This window comes from Neobacillus bataviensis (genome assembly GCF_019969725.1).
On sequence record NZ_JAHXYW010000001.1, the window covers coordinates 466,644 to 479,484 of the forward strand.

Consider the following 12,841-nt stretch of genomic DNA (forward strand, 5'->3'; position numbering starts at 1 on the left):
ATGATTAAAATATTTTAACAATTTATTTTGTTTAAAATAACTGCGTTTAGAATAATTTAAAGCTGCTGGGAAAAAGCTACTATCAAACCATTTAATGATAAGGAGATCCCCAATGGATAAAGAACTATCTTATGGAGATGATTATAAATTTATTCCCGCCACTTCTATAGGAAGCGGCGTCGGGATTGATGTATTACCAGATTTGTATTGTCACACCATTCAGATTGTCAATATTTGCTTTATAGGTAACCCTGATTCAAAGTCATTTGTGTTGGTTGATGCGGGAATGCCCGGATCAGCAGATGAAATTATCTCGGCAGCAGAGCAGCGTTTTGGTGCTGGGAGCAGGCCGCAAGCGATTATTTTAACACATGGACATTTTGACCATGTGGGTGCGATTATTGAGTTAATGAATCATTGGAGAGTCCCAGTTTATGCGCATGAAATGGAATTACCTTATTTAACAGGTAAAGAAAGTTATCCAGAACCAGATCCGACTGTAGAAGGCGGAATGGTGGCGAAGATGTCTCCTCTATTTCCAAATGAGCCAATCAATCTCGGAACGAGAGTTGAAAAACTCCCTTCTGATGGAAGCGTTCCACATTTACCTGGATTCCGCTGGATCCATACACCTGGCCATACACCTGGCCATGTTTCCTTTTTCAGAGAGGAAGACCGTGCTCTAATCGCTGGAGATGCTTTTATTAATGTAAAGCAGGATTCTTTATATAAAGTCATTACACAAGAACAAGGTATTAATGGTCCGCCAAGATATTTTACAACCGATTGGCAAGCAGCATGGGAATCAGTTAAAAAATTGGAAGCTTTGAAGCCTTCTGTTGCTGTAACCGGCCATGGATTGCCAGTGACTGGAGATGTATTGGAAGATGGCTTGAACAGCCTAGTGAATGAGTTTGATCGAATTGCAATTCCGAATTTTGGTAAGTATGTTGATCGGAGCCTGCATTAATTAATAAAAAAGGATTGCAAGCTTCGCTTGCAATCCTTTTTTATTTAAACCATGATTTTGCAAATATCATTAGTAAACTCAACCGGATCATTAATCGGCAGACCTTCAATTAACAAGGCTTGGTTGTACAACAGGCTGGTGTATAAAGACAATTTTTCTTTATCATTCGCAAATGAATCCTTTAACGATTTGAATACTTCATGATTTGTATTAATCTCTAATACCTTGTCCGCTTTTATGTTTTGGTTGCCAGGCATAGCTTTCAAAATTTTCTCCATCTCAATCGTTACTTCACCATCAGTGGTTAAGCATACCGGATGGGTCTTTAATCTTTTTGAAACCCTAACATCCGTTACTTTGCCGGATAAGATGTTTTTCATATAATCAAAGAGGTCCTTGTTTTCAGTCTCTTCTACTGAATCATTCTGCTTATCATCTGCCTCAATTCCGAGATCACCACTAGAGACAGATTTGAATTCTTTTTCCTTATAGTTCATGAGCATTTTAATCGCAAACTCGTCAATATCATCGGTGAAATATAGAATCTCATAACCCTTGTCTGCCACTAGCTCCGTCTGCGGCAATTTTTCAATTCTTTCAATGGAATCACCGGTAGCATAATAAATATATTTCTGGTCCTCCGGCATTCTTGAAACATATTCATCTAAGGTTACCATTTTCTTTTCTTTAGAAGAATAGAACATCAAAAGATCCTGCAATTCTTCTTTATGTGTTCCGAAATCACTGTATACACCGTATTTTAGCTGTCTGCCAAATGACTTGTAAAATTCATCATATTTTTCGCGTTCATTTTTCAATAAAGCCTGTAATTCGCTTTTGATTTTCTTGCTGATATTTTTCGCGATCAACTTTAACTGGCGATCATGCTGCAGCATTTCACGTGAAATATTCAGTGATAAATCCTCCGAGTCGACCATACCCTTAACAAAGCTAAAGTAGTCCGGAAGTAAATCAGAGCATTTGTTCATGATTAATACTCCACTGGAATAAAGCTCTAAGCCTTTTTCAAATTCAGGTGAATAGTAGTCGAACGGAATGTTTTCTGGGATATAAAGGATGGCATTATATCTTACAGCACCATCGACACTAATGTGGATATGTTTTAAAGGCTTATCAAAACCATAATGCTTTTCTGCATAGAAATTAGTATAATCTTCGTCCGTCAGGTCCTTTTTGTTTTTGCGCCAAATTGGAACCATACTATTGATGGTTTGTTCTTCTTGATAATCCTCGTATTCATTTTCGCTGCCTTCTTTAAGTCTTCTTGAAGAAACCTCCATTTTAATTGGGTAGCGAATAAAGTCTGAGTATTTTTTAATGATTGATTTTAAACGATATTCCTCTAAATACTCATCGTAATTCTCGTCTTCCGTATTCTCTTTAATTTTTAAAATAATTTCGGTACCTACGGAATCTTTCTCACATGGCACGATCGTATATCCTTCCGCTCCACGAGATTCCCATTTGTAAGCCGTATCACTCCCTAACGGTTTGCTGGTAACTGTAACAACGTCAGCTACCATAAAGGCAGAATAAAACCCGACTCCAAATTGACCAATGATTTCATGGCCATCTTTCACTTCATTTTCGCTTTTAAAGGCTAAAGAGCCGCTCTTAGCAATAGTTCCAAGATTATTTTCAAGCTCTTCTTTCGTCATCCCAATCCCAGTATCTGTGATCGTAAGAGTTCTGGCCGCCTTATCAGCCGCTACCTTTATGTAATAGCTATCTTTATCAAAGGTTAAAGAATCATCTGTTAACGCTTTATAATAAAGTTTGTCAATGGCATCGCTGGCATTGGAAATTAACTCTCTTAAAAAAATCTCACGATGAGTATAAATGGAGTTAATCATCATGTCTAATAGTCGTTTAGATTCTGCTTGAAACTGTTTTGTTTCCATCATTTAAGATATCTCCTTTCAAATTTGAACTCGTTAGCACTCCATCACTTTGAGTGCTAACCATTATTTTAAATAACATAAATATTTTACTTAGTCAATCCCTCAAAGGAAAATAAAAAAACTGCCCAAGATAATCCTCGGGCAGCTGGTTTATTTATTTTTTATTGGAATCAGCTGTATCTTTTTTATTATAATCGTATTTTGAACGATCAACGGGCGTAAAGTTTTGAGGGGTGTAGAAACGTAATAAATCCCCATTCACAACTTTATCCGAAAGTAATAATTTTTCTTCTACGATTTTCTGATCTTTCTTAGCCTCTTCTATCTGTTCATCATTTATTTTCATACCGTTAGTTGAATTATAGAATTTACCATCAACAGAGGTAATCGTTGGACTAACAAAATCTCCATTGCGGAATGGAATCAGATCATCGTGCTGTTCTGACAATAAATCAGTTCCAAATTGAATATAATTTTTTGTATCAATACCTACCAAATGCAGCAGTGTAGGAAGAATATCAACTTGTCCACCATATTCGTGATTTACTCCGCCTTCCATACCGGGTACACGAATGAAGAATGGTACACGTTGTAATCCAGTGCTTTCAAAAGGAGTAATTTCTTTTCCAATCACTTTTTCCATAGCTTTATTATGGTTCTCTGAAATACCGTAGTGGTCACCGTACATAATAATAATGGAATGATCATATAGACCTGATTTCTTCAAGTAATCAAAGAATTGCTTTAACGCTTCGTCTGCATAACGGGCAGTCTGGAAGTATGAATCAACTGATTTATCCCCCGTAGTAGCTGGTGCGATGGTAGCTTCTTTTTCATCAAGAGGATAAGGATAATGATTCGAGACGGTAATAAATTTTGTATAAAATGGCTGCGGCAAGGTTTCTAATAATGGAATGGATTGATTAAAGAAAGGCTTGTCCTTTAGTCCATATTCCGCCAAGTTATCAGAGTCCAATTTATAATATTGTGAATCAAAAAATTTGTCATAACCAAACGATTTATAAATTTCATTTCGGTTCCAAAAACTTCCCGAATTCCCATGGAAAACGGCTGAAGTATATCCATTCTGTCCTAAAATAGCTGGAGCTGCCTGGTACGTATTTAAACCTTTAGTAGTATAAGCCGAGCCCTGTGGTAACCCGAATAACGAGTTTTCCAGCATAAATTCTGCATCAGATGTTTTACCTTGGGCAGTCTGATGGAAAAAGTTATCAAAATATTGAGTATTCTTATCTTTCGTTAATGAATTTAAAAATGGAGTCACTTCTTCTCCATTTAACTTGTAATTAATCAAGAAGTTTTGCATGGATTCAAGATGTAAATAAATCACATTCATACCTTTACCGGCACCAAAGTACTTCGGATTAGGACTAGCATAATTTGATTGTGTATAATTGAGGACTTCTGTAACGTCATCACTGTTTGCCATAACTCTTTGGGCAGATGCTTTTGTACTATTAATTGCATCGTAAATCGTATAATTATACATCCCTAAGTACTTCACAATATAGTTACGGTCAAATCCTCTTGTTAATAATTGAGGACGATCAACTTCAGCTAATGCAAGATTGGTACATGAAATGAATAATGTCATGGAAAATAAGGCAGCTAATTTATGGCGGCCCATATCTTTGACCTCAAGTTTTACAAAACGAAAGGCCATTAAAGCAATCAAAACAAAGATATCCACAAAAAACAAATAATCGTAAGGCCTTAATAAGGAAGTGACACTGCTGCTTACGTCACCAAAATTTTGTGTCTGAGTTAATGTCGGGAGTGTAATAAAATCATTAAAGAAACGATAATAAACGACATTTGCATATAAAAGAAACGACAAGAAAAAGTCGATAATAATAAGCCATATATATTTTTTACGGCCCTTAGAAAAGGATGCCAATCCTAAAAAGAACAGAGATGATCCTAATGGATTAATAAATAATAAAAACTTTTGTAAATAATTTTCTATCCCTAAGTCAAACTGTGTTAGTTGAACTATATAGGTTTTTATCCACAGGAAAATAACGGCCAATAAGAAAAAGCCAATATATTTATTAAAAATACCTTGACTCTTTTGAAATAAAGTATTCATTTATTAACACCTACCTTCTAGAACAGTATTACATATTTTTAGAACACAGTTCTATATCATATTCAAACCAATCCATCTATCTTTTATCATAATTGCTAAATATGTCCTATTTATGAACGAATTAAGAAATAAGGAGAATTTTTAATAAAAAAAACGCACTAAATCATAGTGCGTTAATGCTCTATATTTTTATTTAATGCCTAGCGCTTTTTTCGTTGCTGGTCCAACAATCCCATCAACTGTCAGCGATCGGGCTTTTTGAAATTGTCTTACTGCATTTTCTGTCTTTACTCCAAAAATTCCATCTGTCCCTTTCGTATTATAGCCTAAGGAAGTCAACTTTCGTTGAAGTTCCATTACGGCAGGACCCTGGCTTCCTTTCTTAAGAATCCCTCCATTTGTACTTACTGGAACTGCCGGTGTACTAGACCCTCCTGAAACCTTATAGCCATTGGCTGCAGCAATTGTATTAAAGGATTTTCCCGATGAGGTGATTACAACTGGAGTATTGATCGGCACTTGACTGAATAGCCACTCTACCTCGTTATCATACATCCGAATACAGCCGCTGCTCACATACCCTCCAATGGAACTTGGATTATTATTTCCATGAATGGCGTACGTTGTTCCCCATGTACCTCGTGCATTTAGTCCGAGCCAGCGGTTGCCAAGGGGATTACGTGGGTCTCCTCCAGGTATATGCCCCTTATAGTATGGCCGGTTCACAATCTTATTCACAATTTTAAATTTTCCTTCCGGCGTTAACGAATTGCTTCTTCCCGTCCCAACTTTAAACTCGCGGATAAATCGACCATTGTCATAGTAAGCAAGACGATTATTTGCCTTATTAATGATAATAAGCTTGCCCCCAGAAGCCGCATACCCCTTGGGAATCCCAAAAGTGAAATTTGCCAACATCAAAAAAGCCAAAACGAACAGTAACACCCATCTTCTTGGCACTTTTCCCCCTCCAATATGATGTTTAATTGACCAATCCGTGTATCATATGTTGGAGGGGCTTGTTTAGATTACAAAAATATTAAAATTATTACATTTACGAAAAATAAAAAACACCCAAATATTAGACACTTAATTATTTCAGTGGCCAACATTTGGGTTATAAGTTATTTCACATTTAAGAGACAGGCTTTTTTGAGAACTTTAGTGTAAACCCTTCATAACCATTTGCCGCAATTTCATCGCATTTTTGGCGATATGCACCAACACCGCCAAGATAAATCAAAAATCTGCGCGGTTTTCCTGGAATATTCGCCCCCATATACCAAGAGTCAGTCTTTGTAAAGAGCGTTGCTTCTGCAACCTCCCTGCAATGTTGACTCCATGCTTCTTCAGCATCAACATTTGCCTCAATCGTTTCCATACCATTTTCACGAAGATACTCGATGCAATCCCCAATCCATTCCACGTGTTGTTCAATTGAAACAGGCATGTTGCTTAGAACGGAAGGACTTTCTGGACCGGTAATCATAAAGAAATTGGGAAAGCCGGAATTGGCTACTCCCAGGTAGGTTCTTGTCTGGGATCCTCCCATCCATTTTTCCTTAAGGGACACACCATCTTTACCCCTGATATCCATTTTTAACAATGGTCCTGTCATACCATCGAATCCCGTTGCAAATACAATCGCGTCAAGTTCATACTCTGCTTCAGTGGTTTTGATCCCCTTCTGTGTAATTTCTACAATCGGTGAACTTTTTACATCAACCAATGAAACATTGTCACGGTTGAATGTTTCATAGTAATTGGTATCAATGATTGGCCTTTTAGTACCGTAATAATACGAAGGAAGTAGCTTTTGGGCCATTTCTGGATTTTTTACTATTTCGCAAATTTTAGAGCGGATAAATTCAGCCGCCGTTTCGTTAGCAGCTTCATCTATGGTGATGTCATAATAGGAGCTAAAAATGCCTAAACCGCCATTTTCCCAGGCGTCGTTGTATACCTGCTCACGTTCTTCTTTGGAAACTTCAAGTGCCGACTTGGTTGGAGTCGGTACAGGCTGACCTCCTTGGGACTCACGCATTTGCTTTTTGATTTCTTTAAAGTTCTCTTTTGATTGCCGGATGTATTCAGGGTCATAAGGATGATTCCTCGCCGGTGCACTGTACTGTGGTGTCCGTTGAAAGACTGTAAGCTCCCCCGCCTCATCAGCAATTACTGGGATTGCCTGGACCCCACTTGAACCAGTACCGATGATTCCAACCCGTTTACCTGTGAAATCAACTTTCTCATGTGGCCAGTGCCCTGTATGGTACCACTTACCTTTAAAATTTTCTAAGCCTTTAAAATTAGGCAGATTGGCAGCAGATAAACAACCTACGCCGGTGATGAAATACTTTGCCGTCACAGTTGCCCGATCATCTAGCTGAATCCTCCAGTTATTTTGATCTTCATCGTAATGTGCCTCCGTGATGCGTGTTTTGAACTGGATATCGGGACGCAATTTGAATTTGTCCGCAACGAAGTTTAGGTACTTTAGTATTTCAGGCTGTTCAGGATATCGCGATGACCAGGTCCATTCTTTATAAAGTTCTTCCGAAAAAGTGTAGTTATAGTAGATGCTTTCCGAGTCGCAGCGCGCTCCTGGGTAGCGATTCCAATACCAAGTGCCACCAACTCCTTCTCCTGCCTCAAAAACCCGAGTGGAAAAACCTGCCTCGCGTAAGCGATACAGCATATACAAACCCGAAAAGCCTGCCCCAACCACGACCGCGTCGAAATTGTTAAGCTTATTGGTCATTGATCCCTACCCCCACACTAAGAATTATTGATTAAACTCTACTAACCTTTTGGTCAATTTCACTTAAAAATTGGGTGAATTTAGAAATAGATTCTTTAATTCGCTCAGGGAAAACAGCCATGTTCGTAAAGTATCCGTGGACTAAACCTGCTTCAATGGTTGTTTCAACTCTTACTCCAGCCTGCTTAAGGCGTTCAGCATAGGCCAAACCTTCATCTCTTAATACATCATTTTCTGCTGTTAGGACATAAGCCGGCGGTAAATTGGTTAAATCCTCAGCCAATAAAGGCGCCACATATTTATTTTTTGTATCCTCTTCACTATTAATATAGTAATTTCCAAACCAAATCATTAAGTCACGATCCAACCCAAAGCCGTTTTCGAATTCTTGATAGGATTTCGTGTCGTATCCCAGGGCTGTTACTGGATATATCAATACTTGTGCCGCTATTTTTGGTCCATTTTGTTCCTTTGCAAGCAATGATACTACGGCAGAAAGGTTTCCACCTGCACTATCTCCGCCCACCACAAGATTGGAAGCGTTTCCATTTAAAGTCGCATCATTTTCACTGACCCACTTCAAAGCTGCATAGGAATCTTCAACAGGCACTGGGAACTTAAATTCCGGAGCCAATCTATAATCCACGGAAACTACAACTCTTCCTGTCCTATTTGCAAGCATTCGGCAGCTGGCATCTGCTGTTTCAAGATCCCCGATCACCCAGCCTCCGCCATGGTAATAAACAAAGAGAGAAAATGGTCCTTGGCCTTCAGGGGTATAAATTCTAACTTTAATCTCAGCATCATCGGCGACAGGAATCATTCTATCCTCCACCTTTGCAAGTGGAGCTAGTTCCACTTCAACAGGCGGTGCTAGAGCAAACATTTCTCTAACTGTCTGTGCGTCTAAGGACTGGAGTGCGGGCATTTGGCTAAACATTTCTAAGTATACTTTTGCTTGTGGGTCTAAATTGGCCAAAACACATCTTCCCTTCTTAATTGAATATTTTTCATACATTAAGAGATACGATTTCTCATAATGCCTATCTATAGGATATAATTATTTATATAATTAGAATATTCCCAATTTAATACGTACTATATCCCCTAAAAGGAGTTGATAATTTGGCTTCTCAGTATACCTTACAGCAGCATATCCATAAGCTGGATCATGCTTCATGCCATGAGGAAAGGTTATATAAAATCCTCGAATCATATATGGAGCTCTTTCCTGTCAAGAATGCCTACTTATTTAGATTTTCTCCATTAGGCTACCTTGGAGAAGGTATCATATTATTGACTCAAAATGGAATTGTGCATATAGGCGAAATTCGTGATGATATCCGTTCATTACCCATCATTTATTCCGCTATTCGTGAGAAAAAAGCGAAGCATTGCACTGGTTTGGATCTGCTGAAACAAATTAGCAGTAAGTACATAACGACCTCTAATATGAATTCTGTCGTGGTTGTACCCATTTGCTACAGGTCTGTGGTTATTGGATATATTTGTTCAAATGAGGTTTCTGGGGAAGCAGTTTTTGACGATAAAACTCTGACAGCACTGACCCTTTATGGCAAATTAGTCGGAAAATACCTTGAAAAGTATGAGATTGCTGAGGATTCACAGGTATTAAGCAAACGGGAATTAGAGGTCATGAGAAGAATCGCATGGGGAGAAAGCACAAAAGAAATGGCTGATACTATGGATATAAGCGAGTTGACGGTTAAACAATATGTGAAATCAGCCATCAAAAAACTGGGAGCGCAAAATCGTTCACATGCTGTCGGAGAACTATTTCGAAAAGGGATTATTTCTTAAAATATTGAAAGCGCTTTATTTCGTGTCAGGGGGAGAAAAATGAAGTGGATTTTTCCATTTATTTCATTTGTCGGTGGTGTTGCAATAGCAATTCAAGCCCAAATTAATGGAGGATTAGGTAAAAAAACTGGAGCCTTGGAAGCATCATTCATTTCGTTTTCAATAGGTTCACTTGCCCTATTTTTTCTTGTCCTTTTCTTTGGCAAAGGTAACCTTGGAGCTATTTTTTCTGTACCAAAATGGCAGCTGCTTGGAGGGTTACTAGGAGCATTATATGTTTGCATTATGGTGATAGTTGTTCCAAAAATTGGGGTAGCCCCCACCATGGTTGCTGTAATAGCAGGGCAATTAATCATTGGAGCCTTAATCGATCATTTTGGCCTTTTTGGTGGAAAAACAATTCCAATCGATACAAAAAAGATAGTAGCTATTATCCTATTATTTACTTCTGTCTTACTGTTTCAAAAAAAATGATTTTCTTAATTGGTACAATTATATTGACTTTACGCATTGTGACTTAATCACAATGCGTTTTTTGTTTCACTGTTTAATTCATAACCTGCCGTCCTGAAAAATAAACTTTATAAGATAAAGGCCATTGTCCAAACTAGGAGGGAGTTTATGTTTAAATTTTTTTCTTTTAGAAAAAAACAGAAAGAAAATAATATAAACTCTCAAATTGTTACGAAACTTGACCGGATCATTGAGCTGCTTGAACAGGGTCAAAAGCAGAGCAGCGATAAAAATCTCCATTTTGATCATGTTCAAATTGATTACTTGGAGAATATTGTTTTCCGCTTGGATAATATTGAAATTGACGAGCTGAGTGGGAAATTAATTATCGGGAATAATATCAGCAGCACCGAAGACTTGATAGAACCGCTTATTCTAAAGGTTGACAAGGAAAGTGTCAAAAAAGAAGCAAGGTCTGAACACGCTTCTAATCACCAAGAAAAAATGGTTAAAACCTCAAAAGGATTTCGATTCCGAAACGATTTATAGATTATTCCTTCATGATATTGGCAATTTTGATATCCTGGTCTTCAATGATCGCATCAATTGTATCTTGATCATAATTCAGATTGAAATTATTTGATAATTGATTGCTATTACCAAATAAACTTCCTTGCGAATGATTCACTTTTTGATTTGCGTCCATCCCCGTTACATGTCCTTTTCCTACGAAAATTGAGCTATTATCCACTTGTGTATTTACATTAATGCTATCAAGATTGATATTTGAAGCTTGATTTTCTTTCCCCGGAAAATCAAAGGATAAATTTATATCCCGATCATCAATTGGTGTATCAACAAAATCAGGGTCCAGTAATATCGAAGTATTTTGATAGAGAAAATTGGATCGACCGCTAATACTTCCAATTACATTATTCTCCTTTCCATGTGCGCTCCAGCCAATAGCATTGTTATGTTCCCCGATAAATATGCCGGATTGTCTCTGCATGGTTTGGACATTTATTCCCCCGATAAAATTAAATTGTGAAGTTTTCAACATAAATGGTTCACCACATTTTAAATTTGTATGAAATTACTGTATGTTTGCGGCTGCTGGATGGTGATTTCCCTCAGAATAGTGTCATTAGCCCACGGATTGAATACCCTAATATATAATGAAGCAAGGGGATGGCTACGTGATTAATCTCTCACTTGGAAAAATCGATATCATGAATTTGAGTAAATCCGCTGGTATTTTTATCGGTAATAATAACAAGCTAAAAAGTTTTCATGCCACTGAGGTCACAAATGAAGTAATGGGTGTTATTTCAGGAGATGAAAATAGCATCAGAGAAAATCAATGGGTTAAAACCAAAGTGATAATGGAGGATGAATAAAAATGGCGTCACCTATTTTATCCCCAACTTTTCATATTGGAACGATAAAAATTGGAAGCATTGAAGGAGCTTCCTGCTTTAGCATCGGAAATAATTTTATTGAAGACTTTAAAAATAACAAAAAACATTATCAAGGATTAGGTAACATCCATGGCGATCGAAACAATCTTGCCCGTACGAGTGCATCCTTAACGAATTATGAACAAAAAGCGACGAAAAGAAAACAACTAAAAGAAGAACACAAATTGCAAAAAATGGCCAAAAACAAACAACAAACCCATTTATAAATTGGGTTTGTTGAGCTATCCCTTCTCTATGCATTTCCACCAATACTTGGTTTAAAGTCTTGGTCAAATATAACCCCATCCATAACTTCAAAACTATCTGCATTATTAACGAGGTTCCCTGTTACAGCATTAAGAGAACCATAAATTCCCCCAATCCCTAAATTATATTTTCGGTTCGCGTCCATCCCTGTTACGACAGATTCCCCGATAAAGATTGCCGCACTTGGCTGCTGGGAATTAACATTTAACATTCCTAAATTGATTACTGAGGGCACCCAATTTCCTCCTATTCCAAACACTCCGTAACTGTTAACCATTTTATGTTCTAAACACAAAACCGGTGACGAACAACCTTAATGATTAATTTTATTAGGAGGAAATGGTTCCTCAAATTTGTTCAGCGAATTACAACAGGTTTATGTTTTTAGGTAATTGAACGGAAGTCAAAATTTCTAGTTCAGTTAATCTTTTCTGAGTATAGGAAGACCCATTTAATAAGTGATGATCAAGATATGCTGGGTGACACATGACTTCAACTGTTAGCCCATCATATATCCCATCATTTAGCCTGTAAAAGTAATCTGCTCTTACCCCGTCCCCATAGAAATCGGACAACGAAACATCAGTGAAGGATTCAACATTAGGAATGGAAATGAATCCATTGGGCCGAACAGGCAGCCCGTATTTATGAGATAAGTTTTTAACCACAGGATACAATTCTTTCATCGTATGAACATGGTGGTGACTATCAAGATGGGATGGTTTTAGATCTGAACGGATAAACCGGTCAATCTGAGCAGTCCACTCTCTTTCTAGTTCCTCTAATGAAATATCAGTTGGATTAAAAGCCGACAAGGAATAAAAGTACCCTCCTTCATCAACTAATGATGGTACGTTATCAAGAATGGGTTTCCCGCATGTAAGATTGAGATGAATTCCTACGCGCAATTCTGGATTATTTTTCGCCAATTGAATGGCATGTTCTGTACCGTCCATATTCATCATCATCGTCGTTGAATTTACAATTCCATACAAAAAGCTGTCAACTATTCCATGGTTTACTCCATGGCTAAAGCCAAAGTCATCAGCATTTACAATTAAATTAATCATTTTTAATTCG

General features: G+C 37.6%; 14 protein-coding genes. 6 read left to right on the top strand and 8 right to left on the bottom strand.

The window, feature by feature from the left end:
• Positions 1-112 precede the first annotated feature (112 nt).
• Positions 113-970 (top strand): MBL fold metallo-hydrolase, encoded by an 858-nt coding sequence (locus LC455_RS02355; RefSeq protein ID WP_223587947.1) that lies wholly within the window; start codon positions 113-115, stop codon positions 968-970.
• A gap of 44 nt (positions 971-1,014) precedes the next feature.
• On the opposite strand, the gene htpG is transcribed toward LC455_RS02355, so the two are convergent.
• The 5 genes from htpG to LC455_RS02380 all read right to left on the bottom strand — a co-directional run bounded on the left by htpG (position 1,015) and on the right by LC455_RS02380 (position 8,742).
• Positions 1,015-2,892 carry a molecular chaperone HtpG gene (gene htpG, locus LC455_RS02360; RefSeq protein ID WP_223588676.1) on the bottom strand — a complete coding sequence of 626 codons (1,878 nt, stop codon included), beginning with the start codon at positions 2,890-2,892 and terminating at the stop codon, positions 1,015-1,017.
• A gap of 154 nt (positions 2,893-3,046) precedes the next feature.
• Entirely contained in the window at positions 3,047-5,002 is a 1,956-nt protein-coding gene (locus tag LC455_RS02365) for an LTA synthase family protein (RefSeq protein ID WP_223587948.1), read from the bottom strand.
• Between the two features lie 189 nt (positions 5,003-5,191).
• Complete coding sequence (locus tag LC455_RS02370; RefSeq protein ID WP_223587949.1) at positions 5,192-5,962, bottom strand: L,D-transpeptidase family protein; 771 nt, start codon at positions 5,960-5,962, stop codon at positions 5,192-5,194.
• A gap of 175 nt (positions 5,963-6,137) precedes the next feature.
• Positions 6,138-7,763: a flavin-containing monooxygenase gene (locus LC455_RS02375; protein ID WP_223587950.1), complete on the bottom strand. Its 1,626-nt coding sequence runs from the start codon at positions 7,761-7,763 to the stop codon at positions 6,138-6,140.
• A 31-nt stretch (positions 7,764-7,794) separates the two neighbouring features.
• Entirely contained in the window at positions 7,795-8,742 is a 948-nt protein-coding gene (locus LC455_RS02380; RefSeq protein ID WP_223587951.1) for an alpha/beta hydrolase, read from the bottom strand.
• Between the two features lie 146 nt (positions 8,743-8,888).
• Here LC455_RS02380 and LC455_RS02385 point away from each other — a divergent pair, with 146 nt between their 5' ends.
• From LC455_RS02385 to LC455_RS02395, 3 genes are all read left to right on the top strand, one after another.
• Positions 8,889-9,584: a LuxR C-terminal-related transcriptional regulator gene (locus tag LC455_RS02385; RefSeq protein WP_223587952.1), complete on the top strand. Its 696-nt coding sequence runs from the start codon at positions 8,889-8,891 to the stop codon at positions 9,582-9,584.
• Between the two features lie 39 nt (positions 9,585-9,623).
• A complete protein-coding gene (locus LC455_RS02390) occupies positions 9,624-10,058 on the top strand; it encodes a DMT family transporter (protein WP_223587953.1) in 435 nt (144 codons plus the stop codon).
• A 147-nt stretch (positions 10,059-10,205) separates the two neighbouring features.
• Positions 10,206-10,586, top strand: coding sequence for a hypothetical protein (locus LC455_RS02395; RefSeq protein ID WP_223587954.1), 381 nt, complete (start codon positions 10,206-10,208; stop codon positions 10,584-10,586).
• Between the two features lies 1 nt (position 10,587).
• Here LC455_RS02395 and LC455_RS02400 read toward each other — a convergent pair whose 3' ends face one another.
• Positions 10,588-11,097, bottom strand: a complete 510-nt coding sequence (locus tag LC455_RS02400) for a hypothetical protein (protein ID WP_223587955.1) — start codon at positions 11,095-11,097, stop codon at positions 10,588-10,590.
• Positions 11,098-11,233: 136 nt separating this feature from the next.
• Here LC455_RS02400 and LC455_RS02405 point away from each other — a divergent pair, with 136 nt between their 5' ends.
• Both LC455_RS02405 and LC455_RS02410 read left to right on the top strand, forming a co-directional pair.
• Positions 11,234-11,434: a hypothetical protein gene (locus LC455_RS02405; RefSeq protein ID WP_223587956.1), complete on the top strand. Its 201-nt coding sequence runs from the start codon at positions 11,234-11,236 to the stop codon at positions 11,432-11,434.
• A gap of 2 nt (positions 11,435-11,436) precedes the next feature.
• Positions 11,437-11,721 (top strand): hypothetical protein, encoded by a 285-nt coding sequence (locus LC455_RS02410; protein ID WP_223587957.1) that lies wholly within the window; start codon positions 11,437-11,439, stop codon positions 11,719-11,721.
• A gap of 26 nt (positions 11,722-11,747) precedes the next feature.
• Here LC455_RS02410 and LC455_RS02415 read toward each other — a convergent pair whose 3' ends face one another.
• A complete protein-coding gene (locus tag LC455_RS02415) occupies positions 11,748-11,996 on the bottom strand; it encodes a hypothetical protein (protein WP_223587958.1) in 249 nt (82 codons plus the stop codon).
• A gap of 130 nt (positions 11,997-12,126) precedes the next feature.
• Positions 12,127-12,831, bottom strand: a complete 705-nt coding sequence (gene chbG / locus LC455_RS02420; protein ID WP_223587959.1) for a chitin disaccharide deacetylase — start codon at positions 12,829-12,831, stop codon at positions 12,127-12,129.
• Between the last annotated feature and the right edge of the window lie 10 nt (positions 12,832-12,841).